20 protein-coding genes are annotated in these 26,118 nt (G+C 74.2%); 7 read left to right on the top strand and 13 right to left on the bottom strand.

Annotated features, from left to right (window positions below; translation table 11 throughout):
* The 4 genes from CR938_RS09225 to CR938_RS09210 all read right to left on the bottom strand — a co-directional run.
* On the bottom strand, window positions 1–591 hold a 591-nt coding region (locus tag CR938_RS09225), incomplete at its 3' end, for a pseudouridine synthase (protein WP_162124734.1).
* A 14-nt stretch (window positions 592–605) separates the two neighbouring features.
* Complete coding sequence (locus tag CR938_RS09220; RefSeq protein ID WP_246191032.1) at window positions 606–905, bottom strand: putative quinol monooxygenase; 300 nt, start codon at window positions 903–905, stop codon at window positions 606–608.
* Window positions 906–1,212: 307 nt separating this feature from the next.
* Window positions 1,213–2,076: a class I SAM-dependent methyltransferase gene (locus tag CR938_RS09215; RefSeq protein WP_162124732.1), complete on the bottom strand. Its 864-nt coding sequence runs from the start codon at window positions 2,074–2,076 to the stop codon at window positions 1,213–1,215.
* Window positions 2,077–2,194: 118 nt separating this feature from the next.
* Complete coding sequence (locus CR938_RS09210) at window positions 2,195–4,417, bottom strand: NADP-dependent isocitrate dehydrogenase (RefSeq protein WP_162124731.1); 2,223 nt, start codon at window positions 4,415–4,417, stop codon at window positions 2,195–2,197.
* Window positions 4,418–4,571: 154 nt separating this feature from the next.
* Here CR938_RS09210 and CR938_RS09205 point away from each other — a divergent pair, with 154 nt between their 5' ends.
* Complete coding sequence (locus CR938_RS09205) at window positions 4,572–5,753, top strand: class I SAM-dependent rRNA methyltransferase (protein ID WP_162124730.1); 1,182 nt, start codon at window positions 4,572–4,574, stop codon at window positions 5,751–5,753.
* Between the two features lie 4 nt (window positions 5,754–5,757).
* On the opposite strand, the gene CR938_RS09200 is transcribed toward CR938_RS09205, so the two are convergent.
* Window positions 5,758–6,195, bottom strand: a complete 438-nt coding sequence (locus CR938_RS09200; protein WP_162124729.1) for a DUF488 domain-containing protein — start codon at window positions 6,193–6,195, stop codon at window positions 5,758–5,760.
* Between the two features lie 87 nt (window positions 6,196–6,282).
* On the opposite strand from CR938_RS09200, the gene CR938_RS09195 reads away from it, so the two are divergent.
* Window positions 6,283–7,848: a DNA recombination protein RmuC gene (locus CR938_RS09195; RefSeq protein ID WP_162124728.1), complete on the top strand. Its 1,566-nt coding sequence runs from the start codon at window positions 6,283–6,285 to the stop codon at window positions 7,846–7,848.
* Window positions 7,849–7,929: 81 nt separating this feature from the next.
* Here the strand turns inward: CR938_RS09195 and CR938_RS09190 are convergent, their stop codons facing one another.
* From CR938_RS09190 to CR938_RS09160, 7 genes are all read right to left on the bottom strand, one after another.
* A complete protein-coding gene (locus CR938_RS09190; RefSeq protein WP_162124727.1) occupies window positions 7,930–8,982 on the bottom strand; it encodes an MlaA family lipoprotein in 1,053 nt (350 codons plus the stop codon).
* Window positions 8,979–9,293: an STAS domain-containing protein gene (locus tag CR938_RS09185; RefSeq protein WP_162124726.1), complete on the bottom strand. Its 315-nt coding sequence runs from the start codon at window positions 9,291–9,293 to the stop codon at window positions 8,979–8,981. The genes CR938_RS09190 and CR938_RS09185 overlap by 4 nt, the downstream gene beginning before the upstream one ends.
* Window positions 9,277–9,921, bottom strand: coding sequence for an MlaC/ttg2D family ABC transporter substrate-binding protein (locus CR938_RS09180; protein WP_162124725.1), 645 nt, complete (start codon window positions 9,919–9,921; stop codon window positions 9,277–9,279). Before CR938_RS09180 ends, CR938_RS09185 begins: the two co-directional genes overlap by 17 nt.
* Window positions 9,909–10,460: an outer membrane lipid asymmetry maintenance protein MlaD gene (mlaD, locus tag CR938_RS09175; protein WP_162124724.1), complete on the bottom strand. Its 552-nt coding sequence runs from the start codon at window positions 10,458–10,460 to the stop codon at window positions 9,909–9,911. The genes CR938_RS09180 and mlaD overlap by 13 nt, the downstream gene beginning before the upstream one ends.
* A 72-nt stretch (window positions 10,461–10,532) precedes the next feature.
* The gene (locus CR938_RS09170) at window positions 10,533–11,282 is read right to left on the bottom strand and encodes an MlaE family lipid ABC transporter permease subunit (protein WP_162124723.1); all 750 of its coding nucleotides are present in this window, start codon (window positions 11,280–11,282) and stop codon (window positions 10,533–10,535) included.
* Complete coding sequence (locus CR938_RS09165; protein ID WP_162124722.1) at window positions 11,282–12,064, bottom strand: ABC transporter ATP-binding protein; 783 nt, start codon at window positions 12,062–12,064, stop codon at window positions 11,282–11,284. Before CR938_RS09165 ends, CR938_RS09170 begins: the two co-directional genes overlap by 1 nt.
* Window positions 12,065–12,221: 157 nt before the next feature.
* On the bottom strand, window positions 12,222–14,051 hold the full coding sequence (locus CR938_RS09160) for a Na/Pi cotransporter family protein (protein WP_162124721.1): 1,830 nt from the start codon (window positions 14,049–14,051) through the stop codon (window positions 12,222–12,224).
* Between the two features lie 94 nt (window positions 14,052–14,145).
* Between CR938_RS09160 and recC the strand changes: the two genes are divergently transcribed.
* The 5 genes from recC (at window position 14,146) to CR938_RS09135 (ending at window position 25,543) form a co-directional block, all read left to right on the top strand.
* The gene (gene recC / locus CR938_RS09155) at window positions 14,146–17,499 is read left to right on the top strand and encodes an exodeoxyribonuclease V subunit gamma (RefSeq protein ID WP_162124720.1); all 3,354 of its coding nucleotides are present in this window, start codon (window positions 14,146–14,148) and stop codon (window positions 17,497–17,499) included.
* Complete coding sequence (locus tag CR938_RS09150) at window positions 17,496–21,110, top strand: UvrD-helicase domain-containing protein (protein ID WP_162124719.1); 3,615 nt, start codon at window positions 17,496–17,498, stop codon at window positions 21,108–21,110. The genes recC and CR938_RS09150 overlap by 4 nt, the downstream gene beginning before the upstream one ends.
* Window positions 21,107–22,966, top strand: coding sequence for an exodeoxyribonuclease V subunit alpha (gene recD, locus CR938_RS09145; protein WP_162124718.1), 1,860 nt, complete (start codon window positions 21,107–21,109; stop codon window positions 22,964–22,966). The genes CR938_RS09150 and recD overlap by 4 nt, the downstream gene beginning before the upstream one ends.
* 127 nt (window positions 22,967–23,093) lie before the next feature.
* Window positions 23,094–23,354, top strand: coding sequence for a hypothetical protein (locus CR938_RS09140; RefSeq protein ID WP_162124717.1), 261 nt, complete (start codon window positions 23,094–23,096; stop codon window positions 23,352–23,354).
* A 77-nt stretch (window positions 23,355–23,431) separates the two neighbouring features.
* Window positions 23,432–25,543, top strand: a complete 2,112-nt coding sequence (locus CR938_RS09135) for a M13 family metallopeptidase (RefSeq protein ID WP_246191031.1) — start codon at window positions 23,432–23,434, stop codon at window positions 25,541–25,543.
* A gap of 35 nt (window positions 25,544–25,578) precedes the next feature.
* Here the strand turns inward: CR938_RS09135 and CR938_RS09130 are convergent.
* On the bottom strand, window positions 25,579–26,118 hold a 540-nt coding region (locus tag CR938_RS09130; RefSeq protein WP_162124715.1), incomplete at its 5' end, for an IS1595 family transposase.

Below are 26,118 nucleotides of genomic sequence, written 5' to 3'. Positions count from 1 at the left end.
CCCGGCCCCGGCGCCGTCGCGCGCGCCCGGCGGCGCCGGGGCCGGGAGCGTGCGCCACTGCCCGGGCGCCAGCCACTGCCCGCCTTCGTCCAGCCGCCACGGGCCGATGCCGACCCGCACCAGGCGCAGGGTGGGCAGGCCCACCGCGGCGGTCATGCGCCGCACCTGGCGGTTGCGGCCCTCGGTGATCACCAGTTCCAGCCAGGCGTCCGGCACGGTCTTGCGGAAGCGCACCGGCGGATCGCGTGGCCACAGCGCGGGCGGCGGCTCCAGCCGCCGCACCTGCGCCGGGCGCGTGGGCCCGTCGTTGAGCAGCACGCCGCCGCGCAGGGCCTGCAGCTGTTCCTCGCGCGGATCGCCTTCCACCTGCACCCAGTAGGTCTTGGGCTGCTTGTGCCGCGGGTCGGTCAGGCGGTGCGCCAGCGCGCCGTCGTCGGTCAGCAGCAGCAGGCCTTCGCTGTCGTGGTCCAGGCGCCCGGCCGCGTACACGTCCCTGGGCAGGCCGAAGCCGGCCAGGGTCGGGCGTGGCGGCACGCTGCGGTCGGTGAACTGGCACAGCACCCCGTAGGGCTTGTTGAAGGCCACCAGCATGTGCGCTGCGTGCCTCAGGACTGCGGCAGGCCGGCGCCGCCCAGCGGGCGGGTGACCACGTGCGCGTCGAAGCCGGCGATCAGCGGCCGGGCGCGGGCGATGGCCTGGCGCACCTGCGGCAGCTGCAGCGAGGCCTGGTGGCTGTCGGCGCTGTCCCAGACCTCGGTGACCCACAGCGCGTCGGCGTCGGTGCTGTCCTCGGCCACCACGTAGGACAGGCAGCCGGGCATGGCGGTGGTGGCCTCCCGCCGGATCGCGGCCAGCGCCTCGCGCCGGCCCGGCTGGGCGCGCAGTTTCCCGATCAGTCCGTACATGGATGCGTCTCCTCCGGTGGCCGGCGCCGTCGCCAGGGGCACGGCGGCCAGTCCGGCCGCCAGCGCGGTGAGGAAGGTGCGGCGGTGCATGGCGGCGCGCCCTGGGGGGGGTGAAGAACCGGGGGGCGTTGCGAGGGTGAGGGGCGTGGCCACGACCCCGATGCCCGCCCGCTCCATTCCATCGGATCGTTGCCGCTTGCGTGCCCGGGGCCGCGGGGGCGGCCCGGATGCTCTCACGATTCATTGTTTCCGTCGTGATTCCCGTTGGCGGGGCCGTGGCCACGGCCCCGACGCCCCCCTCTTCGTTTCATTCCCGGGGCGGCTTCACGAAGCGCAGGGTCATGCGGTCGCTTTCGCCGATGGCCTGGTACTTCTCCCGGTCAGCCGGGTCGTGGCGGTTGGTCGGCGGCAGCGTCCACACGCCGTTGGGNTGGTCCCTGGTGTCGGCCGGGTTGGCGTTGACCTCGCTGCTGCCGTCGAACACGAAGCCGGCGGCCTCGGCCAGGGCGATCACCTGGGCCTGGCCCACGTAGCCGCTGCGGTCGTCGGCCGGCACGTCGGCGGCGGCGCGGTGCTCGACCACCCCCAGCACCCCGCCGGGCCTGAGCACCTCGAAGAAGCCCTTGAACATGCCCTCGGCCTGCCCGGCCATACGCCAGTTGTGCACGTTGCGGAAGGTCAGGACCAGGTCGGCCGAGCCGGGCGGGCCGAACACCGGCGCCTTCGGGTCGAAGGCGACGAAGCTGGCGCGGTCGTACTGCTCCGGCGCGGCGGCGAACTTCTTCTCCAGGCCGTCGCGGGCGCGCTGCTGGTAGTCGCGGCCGGGGCCCTCGGCCACCGCCTGCGGATCCACCACCGCGGCGACGTAGCGGCCCTGTTCGCGCAGGTACGGGGCCAGGATCTCGCTGTACCAGCCGCCGCCGGGGGTGATCTCCACCACGGTCATGTCCGGACGGATGCCGAAGAAGGCCAGGGTCTGCCCGGGATGGCGGTAGCGGTCGCGGGCCACGTTGGCCGGATCGCGCCAGGGGCCGGCGATGGCCGCCTGCAGGGCGGCATCCGGGGCCGGTTCGGCGGCCGTGGTGGCGGGGGCGTCGGCCGCCGCCGCCGGCAGGGCCAGGGCCAGCGCCAGGCCCAGCAGGCCGGCACGGAACGGAGAGCGTCGGTTCATGGCGTGCTCCTTCGCGGGGACCGGCGGCAGCCTAGCACGCGGTGCGTGGCCGGCCGCGAAGGCCGCCGCAACGGAAACGGGGCGCCGCAGCGCCCCGTTCCGGACACGTCGCTGGCGCTTACAGCGCCGCCAGCGCGGCGTTGAAGGTCGGCGAGGGCCGCATGGCCGCGCCGACCTTGGCCGGGTCGGGCTGGTAGTAGCCGCCGATGTCCACCGGCTTGCCCTGCACGCCGTTGAGCTCGGCCACGATCCTGGCCTCGTTCTCGGCCAGGGCCTGCGCCAGCGGGGCGAAGCGCGCCGCCAGCTCCGGGTCCTGGTCCTGGGCGGCCAGGGCCTGGGCCCAGTACAGGGCCAGGTAGAAGTGGCTGCCGCGGTTGTCCAGCTCGCCGACCTTGCGCGCCGGCGAGCGGTTGTTGTCCAGGATCCGGCCGTTGGCCTGGTCCAGGGCGGCGGCCAGCACCGCGGCGCGGGCGTTGCCGGTGCGCTCGGCCAGGTGCTCCAGCGAGGCGGCCAGGGCCAGGAATTCGCCCAGCGAGTCCCAGCGCAGGTAGTTCTCCTGCACGAACTGCTGCACGTGCTTGGGCGCGCTGCCGCCGGCGCCGGTCTCGAACAGGCCGCCGCCGGCCATCAACGGCACGATGGACAGCATCTTGGCGCTGGTGCCCAGCTCCAGGATCGGGAACAGGTCGGTCAGGTAGTCACGCAGCACGTTGCCGGTGACCGAGATGGTGTCCTTGCCCTGGCGGATGCGCGCCAGCGAGAACCTGGTGGCCTCCACCGGCGACATGATGCGGATGTCCAGGCCGCTGGTGTCGTGGTCCTTGAGGTAGCGCTCCACCTTGGCGATCAGCTGCCGGTCGTGGGCGCGCTGCGGGTCCAGCCAGAACACCGCCGGGGTGTTGCTCAGGCGCGCGCGGGTGACGGCCAGCTTGACCCAGTCCTGGATCGGCGCGTCCTTGGTCTGGCACATGCGCCAGATGTCGCCGGCCTCGACCTCATGCTCGAACACCACGTTGCCGTCCTGGTCGGTGACGCGCACGGTGCCGTCGGCCGGGATGCGGAAGGTCTTGTCGTGGCTGCCGTACTCCTCGGCCTTCTGCGCCATCAGGCCGACGTTGGGCACGCTGCCCATGGTGGTCGGGTCGAAGGCGCCGTTGGCCTTGCAGTCGTCGATCACCGCCTGGTAGACGCCGGCGTAGCAGCGGTCCGGGATCACCGCCTTGGTGTCCTGCAGCTCGCCGGCGGCGTTCCACATGCGGCCGGAGTCGCGGATCATCGCCGGCATCGAGGCGTCCACGATCACGTCCGAGGGCACGTGCAGGTTGGTGATGCCCTTGTCCGAGTTGACCATGGCCAGGCCCGGGCGCTGCGCGTACAGGGCCTGGATGTCGGCCTTGATCGCCTCTTGCTGGTCCTGCGGCAGCGCGGCGATGCGCGCGTACAGGTCGCCGATGCCGTTCTCCGGGTTGAAGCCGACCTGCTTCAGGGCCTCGGCGTGCTTCTCCAGCACCGGCCTGTAGAACTCGGACACGAACACGCCGAACATGATCGGGTCGGAGACCTTCATCATGGTGGCCTTCAGGTGCACCGAGAACAGCACCTCGCGGGCGCGGGCGTCCTCGATCTGCGCGGCCACGAAGGCGGCCAGCGCCTTGCGGCTCATCACCGCCGCGTCCACCACCTCGCCGGCCAGCACCGGCACCTTCTCCTTCAGCACCTCGGTGCCGCCGTCCTTGCGCAGCAGCTCGATCCTCAGGCTGCCGGCCTTGGCCAGGGTGGCCGACTTCTCGCTGCCGTAGAAGTCGCCGCCGTCCATGTGGGCCACGTGCGAGCGGGAGTCGGCGCTCCAGGCGCCCATGCGGTGCGGGTGCTTGCGCGCGTAGTTCTTGACCGACGCCGGGGCGCGGCGGTCGGAGTTGCCCTCGCGCAGCACCGGGTTGACCGCACTGCCCTTGACCCGGTCGTAGCGGGCCTTGATCTCCTGCTCGCGCGCGTCCTTCGGCTCGTCCGGGTAGTCCGGCAGCGGGTAGCCGTGCTCCTGCAGCTCGCGGATGGCCGCCTTCAGCTGCGGCACCGAGGCGGGGATGTTCGGCAGCTTGATGATGTTGGCCTCCGGCCGGGTGGCCAGCTCGCCCAGCTCGGCCAGGTCGTCGTTGACCTTGCGCTCGCCCAGCACGTCCGGGAACTGGGCCAGGATGCGGCCGGCCAGCGAGATGTCCCGGGTCTCCACGGTGATGCCGGCGGTGGCGGCGAAGGCCTGCACGATCGGCAGCAGCGACTGCGTCGCCAGGAACGGGGCTTCGTCGGTCAGCGTGTAGATGATCTTGGGCGAATCGGACATTCGTGGGGATCCTTGCGTGGCAACGGGAAGACGGCCGGCGCACCGGCGGCAAACCCCCGCATTGTCGCGCGTTTTGCCCCGCCCTTGGCAGGCCCGGCCATTCCCCAGGGTATGGCGCACGGGGGCGGTGGCCGGAACGGCCTACAATGTGCGGATGAATGCCCCCCTGCCCACCGTGCGGCTGAAGAGCGCCTGGCGTTCCAGCCATCCCTGGATCTTCCAGAAACTGGTCGAGAAACCGGCGCAGAAGCCGCGCCCCGGCGAGATCGTGGACGTGATCGACGTGGACGGCCGGTGGATCGGCCGCGGCTTCTACAACGGCCACTCGCGCATCGCCGTGCGCATCCTGGAAACCGATCCGGAGGTGGCGGTGGACGCGGCCTGGTTCGCGCGCCGCATCGGCCGGGCGGTGGAGCTGCGCCGGCAGGTGCTGGGCCTGGACCAGGTCTCCGATGCCTGGCGGGTGGTCCACGCCGAGGGCGACGGCCTGACCGGCCTGGTGGTGGACCGCTACGCCGACCTGCTGGTGGTGGAGTTCTTCAGCGCCGGCATGTGGCGCCACCGCGAGTGGATCTACGCCGCCCTGCGCCAGCACTTCCCCGGCGCGCGCATCTACAGCTTCGCCGAGGAGCACGTGCAGAAGCAGGAGAGCTTCGACTTCCGCCCGACCTACAGCGAGGGCGGGGCCTGCGAGCCGGCGGTGATCACCGAGCACGGCATCCGCTTCCGTGCCGACCCGGCCGGGGCGCACAAGACCGGCTTCTTCGCCGACCAGCGCGAGAACCGGCAGTGGCTCTCGCAGCACGTGGCCGGCAAGCGCGTGCTGGACCTGTGCTGCAACACCGGCGGCTTCGCCGTGTACGCGGCGGTGCGCGGCGCGGCCGAGGTCACCGGCATCGACATCGACGGCGACGTGATCGAGATCGCCAGGGGCAACGCCCGCCTGAACAACGTGCGCCCGCGCTTCGTCCAGGCCGACATCTTCCCGTGGCTGCGCGAGGCCGCCACCCGCGGCGAGCAGTACGACGTGGTGGTGCTGGACCCGGCCAAGATGACCCGCGACCGCGACCAGGTCATCGCCGCGCTGAAGAAGTACCTGGACATGAACAAGCTGGCCCTGGGCGTGGTCAGGCCCGGCGGCCTGTTCGCCACCTTCTCCTGCACCGGGCTGGTCTCGGAGGAGCAGTTCCTGGACATGCTGCGCCGCGCCGCGTTCTACGCCGGGCGCACGGTGCAGGTGGTCAGGGTGGCCGGCGCCGGCCCGGACCATCCGTTCCTGGCCCACGTGCCGGAGTCGCGTTACCTGAAGGCGGTGTTCTGCCGCGTGCTGGACTAGGCCTTCAGGCGTTGCCGCGCACGCCCGGCAGGGTGCGCGGGGTGGCGCCGGCCTGGCGTCCGGCCGGGCCGGAGCGGCGGGCCAGCATCAGGAAGTCGCGCAGGGCCACGGCGTTGTTGTGCTCCTCGTCGCGCGCGGCGTACAGCAGGGTCACCGGGCCACGGTCCAGGTAGGTGCGCAGCCGCGCCAGCCCGTCCGGGTTGGCGGCCAGTTCCTCGAAGTAGCGGGCGCGGAAGTCCTCCCAGCGTGCCGGGTCGTGGCCGAACCAGCGGCGCAGGCCGGCGCTGGGCGCCAGCGAGCGCAGCCAGGCCTCGATGGCCAGCTCCTGCTTGGTCTTGCCGCGCGGCCAGACCCCGTCCACCAGCAGGCGCTGGCCGTCGCCCGGCTCGGCCGGGTCGTAGACGCGCTTGAGGCGGATCGGCTGGCGGGCGGCTCGGGCCATGGGCGGCAGTCTTGGCGGGCCGGGTGTTTGCCCAATGTGAAGTCCGGCCGTCGCGGGGCCTGAGACAGCGGCCGGTAGACTGTGCCCATGACCGACACCGCCCTGCTCTACCTGATGGCCGGCCTGCTGCTGGCCGCCTTCGCCCTGCTCCTGGCCCTGTTCCTGCGCCGGCCGGAGGCGGCCCTGGACCGGCTGCGCGCGCAGCTGGAGGAGGCCCTGCGCGAGGAACTGCGCGACGGCCGCTTGGAGCTGCGCCAGCAGCTGGACGGCCTGGGCGCCACCCAGGGGCAGCGCATCGACGGCTTCGCCCGCCACCTGGCCGACCTGGGCACCCGCACCGACGCCCGCCTGGACCAGCTGCGCGACTCGCTCACCGAGGACGCGCGCAAGGGCCGGGCCGAGGGCATCGAGGCGCAGGCCCGGCTGGGCGAGCTGCTGTCGCAGCGGCTGGGCGACATGCGCGCGCAGCTGGACCAGTTCGGCCGCCAGCAGGATGCCCGCATCCAGGCCTTCGGCGAGCAGCTGGCGGCGCTGCGCGCCAGCCTGGTGGAGGACGCGCGCGTGGCCCGCCAGGAGGGCCTGGAGTCGCAGCAGCGCTTCGCCGAGGGCCTGAACCAGCGCCTGCAGGAGCTGACCGCGCGCAACGAGCAGCGCATGGGCGAGATGCGCGCCACCCTCGAGCAGCAGCTGCGCGCGCTGCAGGAGGACAACGCGGCCAAGCTGGAGAAGATGCGCGAGACGGTGGACGAGAAGCTGCAGAGCACACTCACCTCGCGCCTGGACTCCTCGTTCAAGCTGGTGTCCGAGCGCCTGGAGCAGGTCCAGCGCGGCCTGGGCGAGATGCAGCAGCTGGCCACCGGCGTGGGCGACCTCAAGCGCGTGCTGACCAACGTCAAGACCCGCGGCACCTGGGGCGAGGTGCAGCTGGACAACCTGCTCGAGCAGATCCTCACCGCCGACCAGTACGCCCGCGCCGTGCGCGTGCGCCCGGACAGCGCCGAGGTGGTGGACTTCGCCGTGCGCCTGCCCGGCCGCGGCCGTGACGACGCGCCGGTATGGCTGCCGATCGACTGCAAGTTCCCGCGCGAGGACTACGAGCGCCTGCTGGAGGCACAGGAGCAGGGCGATGCGGAGCTGGTGCGCAGCTGCGGCGCGCAGCTGGAGAAGGCGGTGCGCATCCAGGCCAGGTCCATCTGCGAGAAGTACATCGTGCCGCCGCACACCACCGACTTCGCGGTGATGTTCCTGCCCACCGAGGGCCTGTACGCCGAGGTGATCCGCCGCGCCGGCCTGACCGACGCCCTGCAGCGCGAACACCGCATCGTGGTCGCCGGCCCGACCACCATCACCGCCCTGCTCAACAGCCTGCAGATGGGTTTCCGCACCCTGGCCATCGAGAAGCGCTCCTCCGAGGTCTGGCAGCTGCTGGGCGCGGTCAAGAGCGAGTTCGGCAAGTTCGCCACCGTGCTGGAGAAGGCCACCTCGCAGCTGGGCACGGTGCAGAACAGCATCAAGGCCGCCGGCGTGCGCACCCGCGCCATCGAACGCAAGCTGCGCGGCGTGGAGACCCTGGCCCACGACCAGGCGCAGGCGCTGCTGGGCGACCTGGGCCCGGAGGCGGCCGGGTCCGACGAGGAGGCCGGAGCGCCGTAAGCCGGCCCGCCGGCGCGCCACAAGACAAAGGGCCCGGAGCGAACCGGGCCCTTTTTTGCGCATGCGGCGTGACCGCCCGGCTCAGCCGCCGGGCAGCGGGATGGCGTCGGCCGGGACCGTGGGATCGCGCTCCTCGTCACGCAGGTAGTCGGGCAGATCCCCGTCGCCGGCACGGCGGTGGCGGTCGGCCTCGATCAGGTAGTTGCGCCGTTGCAGCCAGGCGTCGCGGGTGAGCACGTACTCGTCCGGCGCGGCGTCGCGCAGGTCGTCCAGCGGCATCAGGCGCACGCGGGTGTCCACCAGCTGCAGGCCCTGCAGGCCGATGCGCACCTTGTCCTCCTCGATCTGGCGGGTGGCCGACAGCGGCAGGTCGCCGCCCAGGCCGACCACGTCGCGCAGGGTGCGCGGGCCGAAGAACGGCAGCTCCACGTAGCGCGACCGGCGCCAGCCCCACACGCCCAGGGGCTGGCCGAAGTCTTCGGAACGGCGTTTCATCTTCAGGTCGGAGGCCGGGTCGAGCAGGCCGCCGATGCCCAGGGTGGAGTTGACCAGGAAGCGGCCCAGGGTCTGCACCGCGTCGCGCGGCCGGCCCTGCAGCAGCTGGTTGACGAACGTGACCGGCGAGCCGAGGTTGTCGAAGAAGTTGGTCACGCCGGTGCGCACCGGGCGCGGCACCGCGGCCACGTAGGCGCGTGCCAGCGGCCGGGCGATGGCACGGTCCACCGCCATGTTGAAGCGGTGGATGCGGCGGTTCATCGGTTCCCACGGGTCATAGGCCACCGCGGCGGCGCCGACCTCGCCGGGGCCCGTATCGGTGCCGTAGATGTCCGCGAAATCGTCGTCGATGTCGCCGCTTTCGCCGGAGATGGCGGCCTGGTCCGTGGCCTGGCCGGCCTCGGTCCGTGCCGCCGTGTCCACGGTCGGGGCGGCCGGCCCGGCGCCGGCCTGCGGGGCCGCCTCGGCCTCGGCCTGGGCCGGCATGGCCGGCCCGGCGGCAGGCGCGTCCACGGGGACGGCGTCCGCCGCGGCCACGGTGCCGGCTTCGGCCGGCGTGGCCGCGGCCTGCGCCGCGGGGCGCGGGGCGCTGGCGCAGCCGGCCAGCAGCAGGCCGGCGACTAGGGTCAGGCGGATCATGGGGTGGCTCCGATGAAGTCCAGCGCCGCATCCAGGCGGTAGGCGGCGCACAGCTCGGCCAGGCCCGGCGGCGTGCCGGTCACCGCGACCGGGCCGGCCTGGCGCAGGCGTGCGGCCAGCTCGGCCAGCAGCGCCAGGCCGGCGCTGTCCAGGCCTTCCACGCCGGACAGGTCCAGCGTGCGCGCACCATCCAGCTGCGCCTGCGCCTGCGGCCACAGGGCGGTGGCGCCGGCGCGGTCCAGCCGGCCTTCCAGGCGCAGCGCCTGCCCGTCGCGACGCACGCGCGCGGTCTGCTCAGGGCGTGCTGGCATTGGTGCTGAGCCTGCCGGCGCGCAGGTCGGCGGCGACCTGGGCGATGGACTTCTGCCGCAGCGGCCCGTCGAACTGGCTGCGGAAGGTCTGCACGTAGGACACGCCCTCGACCATCACGTCGAAGATCTTCCAGCCGCCGTTGTCGCGGACCAGGTAGTCCACCGGCACCGGCTCGCCGTTCTCGCGCAGCAGCTCGGTGGAGACGCGGTAGCCGCGGTTGTTGGGCAGCGGGGTCTCGGACTTCAGGCGCAGGCGCGGCTTGCCCTCGAAGCCGAGCAGGGCCGAGCCGTAGCGCTGCATGAGGTTGTCGGTCAGCGCGTCGGCGAACAGGCGCACGTCGGCGTCGCTGGCGCCGCGCCCGTGCGGGCCCAGCACCAGGCGCGCGGCGTAGTCGCGGTCGAAGTGGGCGCGCAGCTCGCCGTCGAGGAAGGCGCGCAGCGCGGCCGGGTCCTTCTGGAACTCGGCGCGGCGCTCCTGCAGGGTCTGCAGGATGCGGGTGCCGTTCTCGAGCACCTGCTTGCCCGGCGTGGCGGCCTGGGCGGCGGCCGGCTGGGCGTGCAGGTCGGCGGCGGGGGCGGCCGCCAGCAGCGGCAGCGCCAGGGCGAGGGACAGGATCAGCGGTTGCATGGCAGCGGTGCTTCCGGGGGGGGCTCGGGGGAGGAAGGCGCCAACGCGCCGGGATCGGCCTCGGTCCCGGCGCCTCCGCCGGAACCGCCGCCGAACATGTACTTGCCGACCAGCTGGATCAGGTCGATGGCCGGCTGGGTGTAGGCGATCTCGTCGCCCGGCCGCAGCGGCTCGGGGTCGCCACCCGGCTGCAGGCCGATGTAGCTCTCGCCCAGCAGGCCGCTGGTGAAGATGCCCGCGGAGGTGTCGCCGGGCAGGTCGGCATAGCGCTTGTCGATGGCCAGGGTGACGATGGAGTCGTAGCGCACCGGGTCCAGCTCGATGCGCTCGACCCGGCCGACCACCACGCCACCGATCTTCACCGGCGCCTGCAGGCGCAGCTGGCCGAGGTTGGAGAAGCGCGCCACCAGCGGGTAGGTGCCGCCACCCAGCCCGAACTGGCGGTTGGTGGAGGCGAAGGCCAGCACCAGCAGCGAGGCCAACGCCAGCAGGAGGAAGGCGCCGACGGCGAATTCGAGCCTGGGACCACGGATAGCCATTGGGAGATACCTATCGGAACCGGTTTGAACCAAGGATCAATGCACGCGCCCGGCGCGGCCGCATCGGTGCCCTCACTGGAACAGCAGGGCGGACATCACGAAGTTGAACATCAGCACCAGCAGCGAGGCGTTGACCACCGCGCGGGTGGTGGCCACCGAGGTGCCCTCGATGGTCGGCTCGGCGTGGTAGCCCACGAAGGCCGCCACCAGCGCGCAGGTGCCGCCGAACACGGCCGACTTCAGCAGGGCGATGCCGAAGTCGTCCCAGAAGTCCACGCTGCCCTGCAGCGCCGACCAGAACGTGCCGTTGTCCAGGCCCAGCACCTGCACCGCCTCGAACCAGCTGGCGGAGATGGCCAGCGAGCAGAAGAAGCCGGTCAGCAGCGGCACGGTCAGCACCGCCGCCCAGAAGCGCGGCGCCACCGCCTTGGCCACCGGGTCGATGGCCATCAGCTCCAGCGCCTTGATCTGGTCGGTGGCGCGCATCAGGCCCAGCTCGGCCGCGATCGAGCTGCCGGCGCGGCCGATGAACAGCAGCGCGGTCAGCACCGGGCCCAGCTCGCGGTACAGCGACAGGCCCAGCAGGGTGGACAGCGCGTCGGAAGCGCCGAAGGTGGTGAGCGTGCGGTAGCCCTGCAGGGTCAGCACCAGGCCGACGAAGGCGCCGCCCACGGCGATGATCGGCAGCGAACGGCCGCCGATCTTGTAGATCTCGCGCACCAGTTCGGCGAAGAAGTCGCGGGTCGGCAGCGAGGCGCGCAGCACCGAAAGCGAGAACAGGCCGGCGCGGCCCAGGGCCTGCAGGGCGGCGACGGCGGGCATCAGGCCACCTCCCTGGCGCGTTCGAACGGGATCGGGCCGTCCGGCTCGCCGCGCAGGAACTGGCGCAGCAGCGGATCGCCACTGGCCTCCAGCGCCTCCGGCGTGCCGTCGAAGACGATGCCGCCGTTGGCCACCACCACCGCCTGGTCGGCGATCGGCAGGGTCTCGCGCACGTGGTGGCTGACGATGATGCTGGTCAGGCCCAGGCTGCGCGACAGGCGCTGGATCAGGCTCATGATCACGCCGGAGGCGATCGGGTCCAGGCCGGTGAGCGGCTCGTCGTAGAGCATCAGCGGCGGGTCCAGGGCCAGCGCGCGCGCCAGCGCAACGCGCCGGGCCATGCCGCCGGACAGCTCGCGCGGGTACAGCCCGGCCGCCTCCCGCAGGCCCACCGCGTTGAGCTTCATCGCCACCAGCCGCTGCAGCACCGGCTCGGGCAGGGACGTGTGCGCGCGCAGCGGCAGGGCCACGTTCTCGGCCACGGTCAGGTCGGTGAGCAGGCCGTTGCCCTGCAGCAGCACGCCGATGCCCTTGCGCATCTCCAGCAGCGCGCGCGCGCCGCGCGGCACCGGCTGGCCGAATACCCGCACCTCGCCCGCGGCCGGCACCAGCTCGCCGGTCAGCGCGGCCAGCAGGGTGGACTTGCCGGTGCCGGAGGGGCCGAGCACGGCGGTGATGCTGCCGGCCGGCACCGCCAGGGCCACGGTGCGCAGGGTCGTGCGGCCGCCACGGTCGAGGCGGACGCCGCGCAGTTCAACGGCGGTGGCGGACGGAGCGGGCATCGGCGGAATGCGCTTTCCCTGCGGAGAAAAAAGGGCGAACGGCGCATCATGCGCACGGAAAACTGAATGTTAACCGATCCATTGCGCCGCCCAGTCCGGGATGGCGGCACGCCGCGTTCCAGCGGTGCGGTCGTGGGCGCGGTGCCAGGCGGCGCGTTCAGGTCGCCGCCGGCGCCTCCCGGCGCAGGCGCAGCAGCGACGCCGGCTCCTCGGCGAAGTCGAAGGCCTGGCGCAGGCCTTGGTAGGCCTGCTGCGCGTAGCCCTGGTCGTTGAGCAGCGAACCGGCCTCCAGGCCGTCGAACACGCCTTCGCGCACCTGCCGGAACAGCTGCTGACGGAAGCGGCCGTGGAAGGCCTCCGAGTCCCGGTCCAGCGCCCGCAGCGTGGCGGTCACCGCGGCGCGGTCCAGGGTGTCGCCGAGCAGGTACAGCGCGCGCAGCTGGGCGAACAGCTGGGCACGCAGCTCCAGGTAGGCGGCGCGCACCGGCGTGTCCGGCCCGGCCAGGCGCCGGCGCAGGTTCTTCTGCAGGTGCTTGGCGCTCTTGACCGCGTTGACCATCTGCAGCGCCGCCAGCTGCGCGCCGGCCCAGAAGCGCCGGTGTTCCTCGTCCAGCGGCAGTTCCAGTCGGCCCATGAAGGCCAGCAGGTCGCCGTACACGCCCTTGACCCGCTGCTGGTACAGGGTCTCGGCGTCGAGGCAGTCGTGCGGCGGCCGCGCCGTGTCCAGCCGCGCCGCCTCCGGCGCCGGCGCGGCCAGCGCGCTGGCGGGCATGCACAGCGCCTCGCAGATCACCTCCAGGCTCAGCCGACCCAGGTGGCGCAGCTCCAGCGCCACCGCGGCGGCCGCGGCGTCGGCCGATTCCAGCGCCGGGCCGGAGAGGTGGCGCGCGCGTACCCGCTCCAGCGGTGCCGCCGCCTCCGCCGGCGTGGCCGGCATGGCCGGGTCGGCGCGCTCGGGCAGCCAGCGTCGCAGCAGCGCCTCCAGCTGCCGCTGCCAGGGCCAGAACAGGGCCACGCCGCCGGCGTTGAACAGGGTGTGGAACAAGGCCAGCTGCAGCAGCGCGTTGCCGCCGAAGCCGGCCAGGCCGGCCACCGTCCGCACCAGCCAGGCCAGCGGCACCAGCAGGCACAGCGCCGCCACCGCGGTGCCGATGTTGAACAGGGCGTGCGCCAGGGCCAGGCGCTGGCCGCTGCGGTTGCCGCCGAGCATGCCGACGAAGGCCGTGCTCACGCTGCTGCCGACGTTGGCGCCGATCGCCAGCGCCAGGGCCTGGTCCAGCTGCAGCTGGCCGCCGGCCAGCGCCGCCAGGGTCAGCATCAGGGTGGCGTGGCTGGACTGCAGCACCACGGTCACCGCCAGGCCGGCCAGCACGAACAGCAGCGTGCCGCCGGCGCCGCCGCCCTGCAGCGCGGCCAGGTCCCAGCCGCCGCCGACTGCGGCGAAGCCGGCCTTGAGCTGGTCGATGCCCAGGAAGATGAAGGCCACCCCCAGCACCACGCGGCCGGCGGCCTTGCCGCCCGGGCCGGTGAAGCCGGCCAGCACGCCCAGCACCAGCATCGGCAGGGCCAGCGGCGACAGGCTCAGGTTCTGCCCGGCCAGGGCCAGCAGCCAGATGCCGGCGGTGGCGCCGAGGTTGGCGCCGAGGATCACCGCGATGCCGCCGGCCAGCTGGATCAGGCCCGAGCCGATGAAGGCGATGGTCAGCAGCGACACCAGCGTGGTGGACTGCAGCAGCGCGGTCCCGGCCATGCCGAACAGCAGCGCGCGTCCGCGCGTGCCGGTGCTGCGCGCCAGCAGCCGCTCCAGGCGCCCGCCGGCCAGCTGGCGCAGGCCCTCCTCCAGACACTGCATGCCGAACAGGAACAGCGCCAGGCCCGCGCACAGCTGCAGCCAGCCCGGATGGCGCCAGAAGCTCCAGCCGAGCACGGCGGCCACCACCAGGGCCAGGGCGGATCGGAACAGGTGCGGCGCGCGCCGGCTGGGCATGGGGCTTCCACGTGGCGGCCGCATGCGGCCGGGCGCGCGATTCTAGCCCCCGCGTCTCGCCTGCCGCGACGCGCCTGCGGCAAGATGCGCCGCTATGACCGCCGCGCCCGACTTCCGCCTCTACGCCTCCAACTCGCTGGAAGTGCTGGCCGGGCTGCTGGCCGAGGCGCTGCGCGAACCGGCGCCGGGGCAGCCGCTGCTGGCTCCGGACGTGGTGCTGATCCCGCAGGTGGCCATGCGCCGCTGGCTGCAGGCGCACCTGGCCGAACGCCACGGCGTGGTGGCCAACATCGAGTTCCTGGCCCCGGGCGAGTTCGTGGCCCGCGCGCTGGAGGCCAACCTCGGCCCGGGCGCCGACCTGGACGCCACCGCCCTGCACTGGCGCCTGTACCGGGCCCTGCACGATCCGCAGCTGCGCGCGCTGCCGGCCATGGCCGGGATCGACGCCTACCTGTCCGGCGACGACCCGCTGCGCGCCTGGACCCTGGCGCACGAGCTGGGCGTGGTGTTCGAGAAGTACCAGGCCTGGCGCCGCGACTGGCTGTTGCGCTGGGAGGCCGGCGCCGACCCGGACGATCCGCAGGCCATTCTCTGGCGGCACGTGGCCGGCGGCCTGGCCCACCGCGCCCGCCGCATCCAGGACTACCTGGACCGTTACGGCCGCGCCGACGGCCCGCTGCCGGCCGGCCTGCCGCCGCGCCTGTTCGCCTTCGCCACCCTCAACGTCTCCCCGGATGTGCTGCGGGTCCTGGCCACCCAGGCACGGGTGGGCACCCTGCACTTCTACCTGCCCACGCCCAGCCGCGAGTACTGGGGCGACCTGGACACCGCACGCGAGGCCGAGGAGAACCCGCTGCTGCGCGCCTGGGGCTACGCCGGCCGCGACTTCATGGCCCTGCTGGGCGGCTACGAGGTGGTGCATCCGAGCCTGGAGGTGCCAGCCTGGGCCGATCCGGCCGAAGGTGCACACGGCCAATGGCTGCTGCAGCGCCTGCAGTCGGACCTGTTCCACCGCCGGGCCACGCCCGGCGCGCCGGCGCGGCCGCAGGTGGACCGCGCCGACCCCAGCCTGCAGCTGCACGCCTGCCACACCCGCCTGCGCGAGTTGCAGGGGCTGGCCGACCAGCTGCGCGGTCTGTTCGCCGATCCGCGCTTCGACCCGCCGCTGCAGCCGCGCGAAGTGGCGGTGCTGGCGCCGGACATCGATCCCTACCTGCCCTACCTGGAGGCGGTGTTCGGCCGCCGCGGGCAGGAGGACGCCATCCCTTACGCCCTGGCCGACGCCAGCCCGCTGGCCAACGAGCCGCTGGCCGAGGTGTTCCTGCGCCTGCTGGCGCTGCCGGTCTCGCGCTTCGGCCTGCACGAGGTGCTGGACCTGCTGGCCAGCCCGGCCCCGGCCGAGGCCAACGGCCTGGCCGCGCCGGCACTGGAGCGGCTGCAGGCCTGGCTGGAGCAGGCCGGCGCGCGCTGGGGCATCGACGCGGCGCACCGCACCGGCTTCGACGCGCCGGCCGACGCCGCCTACACCTGGGCCTTCGCCCTGGACCGCCTGCTGCTGGGCCACGCCAGCGGCAGCGACGCGCCGATCGTGCTGGACGACGGCCAGGTGCTGGCGCCGTTGCCGCAGCTGGAAGGCAGCGCGCTGGACGTGCTGGACACCTGCATCCGCCTGCTGCGCGAGCTGGCCCGCCACGCCCGCGTGCTGGGCCAGCCGATGCCGCCGGCGCAGTGGCGCGAACGCCTGCTGGGCCTGCTCGACGCGCTGCTGCCGCGGCCGCCGTCCGGCCCGTCCCCCCAGCGTGCGCTGGACCGCCTGCGCACGCTCATCGACGAGTTCGCCCGCGGCGCGGCCGCGGCCGGCTTCGACGCGCCGGTGCCGCCGGAGGCGGTGCGCGCGCACTTCGCCGCGGTGCTGGGCGAGGCCGACACCCGCGCCCCGCTGCTGACCGGCGGCGTCAGCATCGCGCGCATGGTGCCCATGCGCCTGCTGCCGTTCCGGGTGATCTGCGTGCTGGGCATGAACGACGGCGACTTCCCGCGCCGCGACCCGTCCTCCGGCCTCAACCGCCTGACCGCCGAGCTGGGCAGCGGGCGCCGCCGCCACGGCGACCGCTCCACCCGCGACGACGACCGGTTCCTGTTCCTGCAGCTGCTGGCCTCGGCCCAGGACGTGTTCTACGTCAGCTGGATCGGCGCCGATCCGCGCGACGGCAGCGAGCGCGAGCCCTCGGTGCTGGTGTCCGAGCTGATCGACGCGGCCGCCCGCCAGCACGCCGATCCACGCCAGGCCGCGCGCGAGCTGGTCGTGCACCACCCGCTGCAGCCGTTTTCGCCGGCGGCCTTCGGCGCCGGCGAGCCGCGCCGCTTCTCCTCCCGCCGCGACTGGCGCGAGGCCGCGGCGCAGCCGGCCGCGCAGCGCACGCCGCTGCCGCCCTGGTTCCCGCCCGGCACGCGCCTGGCGCCGCCGCCCGACGCGGACGCGGACGCGGAGGCGGACACCGTCCCGCTGGAGGCGCTGCGCCGCTTCCTGCGCAACCCGGCGCACGCGCTGGCCCGGCACATGGGCCTGCGGCTGCCGGAGGTGGAGGCGCGCCGCGAGGACGTCGAGCCGCTGGCCGAACCGTCCGCACCGCTGGAGCGCGCCGGCCTGCGGCAGGCGGTCTTCGCCGCCCTGCTCCAGGGCCAGGACATGGAGACCCTGCACGCCACCCTGCGCGCCCGCGCCCTCCTGCCCTCGGGTGCGCCGGGCCGGCGCGTGCTGGCGCGCCAGTGCGGGCAGCTGGCGCCCTGGCGCGAGGTCTTCGCCGCCTGGCGCGGCGATGCCTCGGCCCGCAGCGTGGTGGTGGAAGCGGACATCGACGGCGTGCGCGTGCACGGCCGCATCGAGGACGTGTACCCGCACGGCATCGCCCGCGTACGCCTGGGCGCGATGAACGGCCCGGCCGCAGTGCGCCACGGCCTGGACTGGCTGCTGGCCAGCGCCGCCGGCCTGGCGCTGCCGCTGGTGGAATTCCACGAGGTACGCGACCGCGACGGCCTGCGCCACGGCCCGTTCGAGCGCGCGCCGCTGCCGGCCGCGCAGGCGCGCGCGGCGCTGGCGCGGCTGCTGTCCCTGCGCGTGCAGGGCCTGGCCGAGCCGCTGCTGTTTGCCCCGTACAGCAGCTGGGAGATCTACGCCAACCCCGGCTACGACAAGGGCGTGGCGCAGGCGCGCAAGCGCTGGCACGGCACCAGCGGCCCGGGCTTCGCCGAAGGCGCCGACCCGGCTTGGCGGCTGCTGCTGCGCGGCCGCGACCCGTTCGCCGAGCCGGAGCTGCTGCTGCGCTTCGTGCGCGCCGCCGAGGCCGTGTTCCTGGCCCTGGTCGAGGGGCGGGTCGCGGAGGTGGAGGCCGGGCCGGAGGACCTGGCCGGCCTGGTCCTGGCCACGGACGAGGAGGAGGCCGCATGAGCGGAGCGCAGGACGCCTACCTGACCCTGCCGCTGCACGGCGTGCGCGCCATCGAGGCCTCCGCCGGCACCGGCAAGACCTTCACCCTGGCCACCCTGGTGGTGCGCCTGGTGCTGGAACGCGCGCTGCCGGTGGAGCGCATCCTCGCCGTCACCTACACCGAGGCCGCCACCCAGGAACTGCGCGCCCGCGTGCGCCGGCGCCTGGCCCTGGCCGCCGAGGTCGCCGCCGGCACGGCCACGGACCTGGAGGCGCCCGAGGCGCGGCTCACCGCGCAGCTGCTGCAGGCGCACCAGCTGGCCAGCGGCGAGGCGCCGGCGGCGCTGGCCCGGCGCCTGCGCACGGCCGCCGACGCCATCGACCAGGCCGCGGTGTTCACCATCCACGGCTTCTGCCTGCGCGTGCTGCGCGACCACGCCCTGGAAAGCGGCCAGGGCTTCGTCCCGCCGGAGCTGCTGGGCAACGACCTGGACCTGCGCCGGGCGGTGGCCGCCGACCTGTGGCGCGCCCACGCCGCCTATGCCGCGACCGTGGCGGACCTGGAGGCACTGTGGCCGGATCCGGAGGCGCTGGCCGCCGCCCTGCCGGCCCTCGTGCGCCAGCCGCGCCTGCTTCCCGAACCGCCCGACCCGCCGCCGCCGGATCCGCGCCCGGCGCTGCGGGCCGCCGCCCCGGCCCTGCGGCAGGCCGCGCAGGCGCACGGCGACGTGTTCCGCGCGCAGCTGCTGGCCGCGGTCGAGGGCAAGGTGCTCAACGGCAACAGCTACCGCGCCGCGTGGATCCACGAGCTGTTCGACGCCCTGCGCCGCTGGTGCGCGGACGCCGACCCGGAGGCGCCGTTCGAGCATCCCAAGCTGGGCCAGCTGCACCGCGCCGTGCTGCTCAGGTGCACCAGCAAGGGCGGCGCCGGGCGCACGCCGGACTCGCCGCTGTGCGAGGCGGCCGAGCGCTATGGCGCCGCGCTGGAGCAGGCCCAGGCCTGGGGCCAGGCCGCGCGCGTGCGCCTGCTGCACCGGATCCGCGAGGACGCGCGCCGGCGCCTGGCCGTGCTCAAGCGCCAGCGCCCCGTGCAGACCTACGACGCCCTGATCGACCGCGGGGCCGATGCCCTGGACGGCCCGCACGCCGACGCCCTGGCCGCGCGCCTGCGCGCGCAGTACGCCTTCGCCCTGGTGGACGAGTTCCAGGACACCGACCCGCGGCAGTGGCGCATCTTCGACCGCGTGTTCGGCGCCGGCAGCAGCGAGCCGGCCCTGTTCCTGATCGGCGATCCCAAGCAGGCCATCTACCGCTTCCGCGGCGGCGACGTGGAGACCTACCTGGCCGCCCGGGCCACCGCCGAGCAGGCTCCGCCGCTGGCGCACAACTTCCGCTCGCGCCCGGCGGTGCTGGCCGCGATCCAGGCCCTGTACGACCGCGCCGGCGCGCGCGCCTTCGTGGACGGGCGCATCGCCTTCCATCCGGTCGCGCCGGGCGGCGGCCGCGCCGACGCCGACTACCTGCGCGACGGCATCCCGGCCCCGGCCCTGACCCTGTGGCAGGCCCCGGCGCCGCCGCCGGACGACAAGGGCAGGCCCAGGGCCTGGTCGGCCGGGGACTCGCGGCGCTGGGCCACCCGCGCCTGCGTGGCCGCGATCCACGCCGTGCTGTCCGACGCGCGCGCCGGCCGCGCCAGCCTCGACGGCCGCCCGGTGCGGCCGGGCGACATCGCCGTGCTGGTGCGCAAGCACAGCGAGGCCACCCTCGTCCGCCAGGCGCTGGCCGAGGCCGGCATCCCCGCGGTGGCCGCCGGCAACACCAGCCTGTTCTCCACCGCCGAGGCGCAGGAGCTGCTGGCCCTGCTGCGCGCGCTGCTGCACGGCGACGACGAGGCGCGCCTGCGCGCGGCGCTGGCCACGGTGCTGGTCGGCCTGGACGCGCCCGCGCTGGCCGCGCTGGAGTCCGACGGCCCGGCCCTGCGCCGCTGGCAGGGCACCGCCCTGGAGTGGCGCGAGCGCCTGCGCCACGGTGGCCCGCTGGCCCTGGTCAACGACCTGTGCGCGCAGCAGGCGGTGCGCCTGCTGGCCCTGGACGACGGCGAGCGGCGCCTGACCAACTACCTGCAGCTGGCCGAGCACCTGCAGGAAGCGCAGCGCCAGGCGCTGGGCCTGCACGGTCTGGTGGACTGGCTGGAGCGGGCCATCGCCCAGGCCAGCAACGAGGACGAGGCCCAGCTGCTGCGCCTGGAGTCGGACGCGCACCGTGTGCAGATCGTCACTCTGCACAAGAGCAAGGGCCTGGAGTACCCGCTGGTGTTCCTGCCGTTCGTGGGCATCGGCGCGCGCGCGGAGGCGCCCGGCCGCTGCGTGGTGGTGCACGACGCCGAGGGCCGGCCGGTGCTGCACTGGCGGCTGCTGGAGGACACCAGCGGCTGGAAGGAGGCGGTGGAGCGCCACCGCAGGGCCTGCGAGGCCGAGGACGCGCGCCTGCTGTACGTGGGCCTGACCCGCGCCCGCGACGCACTGTGGGTGGCCACCGGCGCGTTCTACGAGCACGCGCGCGCGCCGCTGTGGCCGATGGTGGAGGACCCGGCGGCGCTGGCCGCCGCCGCACCGGGCGCGATCGTGCTGGATGCCACGGTGCCGCCCGAGCGCCTGCCGCGCCTGCCGGCCGAGGCCGGGGGCCAGGTGCCGCCCGCGCGCGTGCCCGGCCGGGGCCTGGCGAGCGACTGGTGGGTGTACAGCTTCACCCAGCTGGCCCATGCCGAGGCCGGCGACACCTCCGCCGCCGCCACCCAGGCCGTGCCCGGCGGGCGCGACGAACCGGCCGCGGCCGACGCCGAGGCGCCGCCGGACGAGGCCTTCGACCCGCGCTTTGCCGGCTCGCGCTTCGGCGTGGTGCTGCACGAAGTGCTGGAGCACGCCGATTTCGCCGCCTGGCGGGACTGGCGCCCGGGCGACCCGGCGCCGGAGCCCGAGCGCGGCCGCATCGCCGAGGCCCTGGGCCACGGCGGCTACGCCGCCGCCGAGCTGGAGGACGGCATCACCCTGCTCACCACCCTGGCCGGCCACACCCTGACCGTGCCGCTGCCCGAAGGCCTGCGCCTGGCCGAGCTGCCGCCGGCGCAGCGCCGCCCGGAGATCGAGTTCCAGTTCGCCCTGGCGCCCACCCGGGTGGACCGGCTGCTGGCGCTGCTGCACCGGCACGGCCTGCTGCGCGGCCGCCAGGGCTTCGGCGGGCGCCGCCGGCTCGAGGGCCTGATGACCGGCCTGATCGACCTGACCTACCACCACGACGGGCGCTGGTACGTGCTCGACTACAAGTCCAACCGCCTGCCCGGCTACGGTCCGGCGCAGATGGCCCAGGCCATGGAGCACAGCGAGTACCCGCTGCAGGCGCTGATCTACACCGTGGCCCTGCACCGCTGGCTGCGCTTCCGCCTGGGCGCGGCCTACGACTACGCGCGCGACTTCGGCGGCGTGCGCTACCTGTTCTGCCGCGGCCTGGATGCGACGGCCGAACCCGTGGACGGCGTCCGCCCCGGTGTCTGGGCCTGGCGCTTCGAACCGGCGCTGGTGGAGGCGGTGGATGCACTGTTCGCCGGCCGGGACGGGGCGGAGGTGGCGGCATGAGCCTGCTGGAGGCGCTGCGCAGGGCCGGCGTGCCGCGCACCGTGGACGAGGCGCTGGCGCTGGGCCTGCGCCGGCTCGACCCGGCCACGCCCGACGCCGTGGCCGCGGCCGCGGCGCTGGCCTCGTGGGCGGTGTCGGCCGGGCACGCCGCCTTCCCCGTGGACGATCCGCGCGGGCTGCTGGAGCAGGAGCCGGACTGGCCGGAAGCGGAGGCGTGGCGGCGCGAGCTGCAGGCCTCGCGCTGGGTGGCCTGTCCGCCGGCGGCCGACGTCGAGGCGCCGGGGCAGGCGCCGCTGGTCCTGGAACACGGTCTGCTCTACCTGCGCCGCTACCGCGAATACGAACGTCGCCTGGCCGCCGGCCTGCGCCGGCTGGGCGGCGGCACGCCGGAAATGGACGGCATCGCCGGGCTGGCGTCGCTGTTCGCGCGCCTGTTCCCGCAGGCCGCCGGCGGCGAGGACCGCCAGGCGCGCGCCGCCGCCGTGGCCCTGCTGCACCGCCTGGTGCTGGTGACCGGCGGCCCCGGCACCGGCAAGACCACCACCATCGCCCGCCTGCTGGTGCTGCTGGCTGCGCGCGCCCGCCTGCTCGGCCGCCCGCCGCCGCGCATCGCCCTGGCCGCGCCCACCGGCCGCGCCGCCGAGCGCATGGCCGAGAGCCTGCGCCGCGCCGCGCAGCTGCTGGCCGGCGAGGGCATCGAGGAGGCGCTGCTGGAACCGCTGGCCGCCAGCGGCAGCACCCTGCACCGCCTGCTGGGGCCGGTGCCGGACTCACCGCAGTTCCGCCACCACGCCGACCACCCGCTGGACGTGGACGTGGTGGTGGTGGACGAGGCCTCGATGATCGACCTGCCGCTGATGGCCAAGCTGGTGGAGGCCGTGCCCGAGGGCGCCCGCCTGGTGCTGCTGGGTGACCCGGACCAGCTGCCGTCGGTGGAGGCCGGCGACGTGCTCGGCGGCATCCTCGCCGCCGCCGGCGACGGCCTGCGCCTGGCCGAGACCGACGCGCAGGCGCTGCGGCCCCTGCTGGGGTCGCCGGCCGCCGGGGCCACGGAGCCGGACCGCGCCACGCCCTTCCCCGCCCGCCACGTGCGCCTGCTGCGCGGCTTGCGGCAGTCGGAGGCGCTGGACCTGGCACCGCTGGCCGGCGCCGTGCGCGACGGCGACGCTGCCGGCGCGCTGGCGCTGCTGCGCGGCGGCGGCCTGTCCGGCGTGCACTTCCACGAGGGCCTGGGCGATCCGCTGCAGGCCCGGCGCGAGGCCCTGCTGGCGCACTGGAACGCGCTGGCCGAGGCCGCCGGCCCGGCCGAGGCCCTGGCGCTGGCCGGGCGCCTGCGCCTGCTGACCGTGCTGCGCGAGGGCCCGCAGGGCGCGCGCACGCTCAATGCCCGCATCGAGGCGCTGCTGGTCGAGCGCCTGGCCCAGCACCGTCCACGCGCCGCCGCCGACGGCTTCTTCCACGGCCGCCTGCTGCTGGTCACCGAGAACAGCTACCGCCACCGCCTGTTCAACGGCGACATCGGCATCTGTCTGGAGGACGGGGACGGCACCCTGGTGGCCTGGTTCCCCGGCGCCGACCCGGCCAGCCCGCGCGCCTTCCACCCGGCCACCCTGCCGGCGCACGAGAGCGCCTTCGCCATGACCGTGCACAAGGCGCAGGGCTCGGAGTTCGACGAAGTGTGGCTGCTGCTGCCGGCCCGGCCCAACCGGGTGCTCTCGCGCGAGCTGGTCTACACCGGCCTGACCCGTGCCCGCCACGCCCTGCACCTGTGCGCCGACGCGGCGATCCTGGAACAGGCCCTGGCACGCCACGCCCGCCGTGTCACCGGCCTGGCCTGGCGCCTGGGCGCCCCGTAGGAGCCGCGTCGGCGGCGACGCGCCGTCCCGTCCGCTGCGGCAACCTGACAGCGCCGCCTGATCCGCCCTGCACGTGGCCCGTGCTGGCATGGGCATGGATCCGGATGCCGGGTGCGGAGGAGCGGCCATGAAGCGCTACCGGGGCGGCGATGGAGACTCGGGCATCGCCGCCTACGCGTGCGGCCCGGGCTGGATCGAGGTGCGCTTCCGCCGCGGCGGCACCTACCGCTACGACGCCCGCCACCCCGGCCTGGCGCACGTGCTGGAGATGCAGCGCCTGGCCGAGGCCGGCGACGGCCTGAACACCTACATCAACCGCTTCGTGCGCGGGGACTACGCCGCCCGCCTGGAGGACGGCGCGCGCGGCCGGCGGCGGAACCCAACCTAAGACACCCCCCCCGGGGTTTCGGCTGCAACTATGCTGGGCGGTGCATCCGCGCAAGCCATCCTGGAATGGAGACTGCCTTGAAGAAGAGCCTGCTCACCGTCGCGACCCTGTTCGCACTCGGCCTGGCTACCCCGGCCACCGCCCACGAGGACCACGCCTGCGCCGACAGCGCCTGCACCATCCAGCTGCTGTACGCCGCCGATGAGGCCGGCGGCGGCGACACCATCGCCCCCACCCGCTACGGCACCTGGGGCTTCGACGTGGCCGGCATGGACCGCAGCGTCAGGCCGGGCGTGGACTTCTTCGCCTACGCCAACGGCACCTGGGCGAAGAACACCCGGATCCCGGACGACCAGTCCAGCTACGGCTCGTTCCGCGCGCTGCGCGACCTGTCCGAGCTGCGCGTGCACAAGCTGGTGGAGAGCTACCCGCTGGGCAACCCGGAGACCGACGGCGATGCGGCCAAGATCGCCGCCATCTACCGCGGCTTCATGGACGAGGCCACCATCGAGAAGCTGGACGCCAGGCCGCTGCAGCCGGTGCTGGAGCGTGTGCGCAAGGCCGACAGCCACCTGGAGCTGGCGCGCCTGATGGGCGCCCACGACACCTTCAACACCACCCTGTTCGCGCTGATGGTCGGCGACGACCAGCGCGACCCGGACCACTACACGCTGTACCTGAGCCAGGCCGGCCTGGGCCTGCCCGACCGCGAGATGTACCTGCGTGACACCTTCGCCCCGCAGCGCGAGCGCTACCTGGCCTACGTGGCGCAGATGCTGGAGCTGGCCGGCTGGAAAGATCCGAAGGCCGCCGCGCAGGCGGTGCTGGACTTCGAGACCAGGGTGGCCGAGGCGCACTGGACCCGCGCCGAGAGCCGCGACCGCGACAAGACCTACAACCCCGTCGCCTTCGCCGACTTCGACAAGTACGCCCCGGGCTTCCCGTGGGCCGAGTACTTCAAGGCCGCCGGCGTGGACCACGGCGACCGCGCGGTGGTGCGCCAGTACACCGCCGTCCCGAAGCTGGCCAAGCTGTTCGCCGAGACCGACGTGGCCACCCTGCAGGCCTGGCAGGCGTTCCATGCCGTGGACGGCGCCGCGCCCCTGCTGTCCAGCCGCTTCGCCAACGCCCACTTCGAGTTCCGCGACAGGTTCATGAACGGCCAGCAGGCGCAGCGCGAGCGCTGGAAGCGCGCCGTGGCCCTGGTCGAGTCCACCATCGGCGAGGCCGTGGGCCGCGACTACGTGAAGCTGTACTTCCCGCCCGAGGCCAAGGCCAAGATGGACGAGCTGGTGGCCAACGTGAAGGCCGGCATGGCCGCGCGCCTGGACCAGCTGGACTGGATGAGCGAGGCCACCAAGGCCGAGGCCCGCGCCAAACTCCAGGGCTTCGGCCTGAAGATCGGCCATCCGGAAAAGTGGCGCGACTACAGCGGCCTGCGCATCGTCAACGGTGACGTGGTCGGCAACCGCCTGCGCTCGCGCCAGTTCGAGTGGGACTACCGCCGCGCCCGCCTCGGCAAGCCGGTGGACAAGGCCGAGTGGAGCATGACCCCGCAGACGGTCAACGCCTACTACAACTCGGTCAAGAACGAGATCGTGTTCCCGGCCGCCATCCTGCAGCCGCCGTTCTTCGACCCGGACGCCGACCCGGCGGTCAACTACGGCGGCATCGGCGCCGTGATCGGCCACGAGATCATCCACGGCTTCGACGACCAGGGCCGCAAGTCCGACGGCAAGGGCCTGCTGCGCGACTGGTGGACCCCGGAGGACGCGGCCAAGTTCGAGGCGCAGGCGGCCAAGCTCGGCGCCCAGTACGAGGCCTACGAGTTCCCGCAGCTGCCGGGCCTGCACATCAACGGCCGCCAGACCATGGGCGAGAACATCGGTGACCTGGGCGGCGTGACCATCGCGCTGGAGGCCTACCGCCGCTCGCTGGGCGGCAAGCCGGCGCCGGTGATCGACGGCTTCACCGGCGAGCAGCGCTTCTTCCTGGGCTGGGCCCAGGTCTGGCGCACCCTGTGGCGTGATGACGCCCTGCGCCAGCAGCTGGTCACCAACGTCCACTCGCCTGGCGACATCCGCGCCTTCGCCCCGCTGCGCAACATCGACGCCTGGTACGACGCCTTCGGCGTCAAGCAAGGCGACCGGCTGTACATCAAGCCGGAAGACCGCGTGCGGATCTGGTAAAGCCTTGCATAAAAGAACCTGATTAGCCCCGACCCTCAGCCATGAAAATTGCTCGCAGCGCGCAAGACCGGCTCGGGGCAAGGCTTGCAGCGCAGCATGGCGGTGGCCAGTCGCGGCAGCATCTCATGCAGGCGGAAGCGACGGTTGAACCGGTAGGCGGCTTCGGCCAGGTAGCGCCGCGCGTACTTGGCCTGGCGGATGGCGTGGTAGGTGCCGTTGATGGCGCGCTTGACGTTGCCCAGCAGCACGTTCACCCAACGCGCGCCCGGCGCCTCGGTGGCGGCACGGCCGCCGCCGGTGTCCAGCGTGGTGTGGGCGTGGCCGGCGTCTTCGAGCCGGCGGAAGCAGGCCAGACCGTCGGTATAGGTCTCGCACCCGGGCGCCAGGCGCCGTGCGATCCAGTCCTCGAGCGAGACGTTGTCGAAGCTGCGCACCGGCTCGATCACGGCCAGGCTCGGCGCGGCGAAGCGGGCGTCGGTCTGCACCGCGATCACGAAGGGTTGCTTGCCCTCGGCACCGCGCCCGCGCTTGCCGCCGTTGCGCTCGCCGCCGAGGTAGGCATCGTCGATCTGCAC

The organism is Pseudoxanthomonas taiwanensis (assembly GCF_010093135.1).
Taxonomy (GTDB): domain Bacteria; phylum Pseudomonadota; class Gammaproteobacteria; order Xanthomonadales; family Xanthomonadaceae; genus Pseudoxanthomonas; species Pseudoxanthomonas taiwanensis.
Note: the sequence above shows the minus strand (reverse complement) of the source record. Positions and strands in the feature narration are given on the sequence as shown.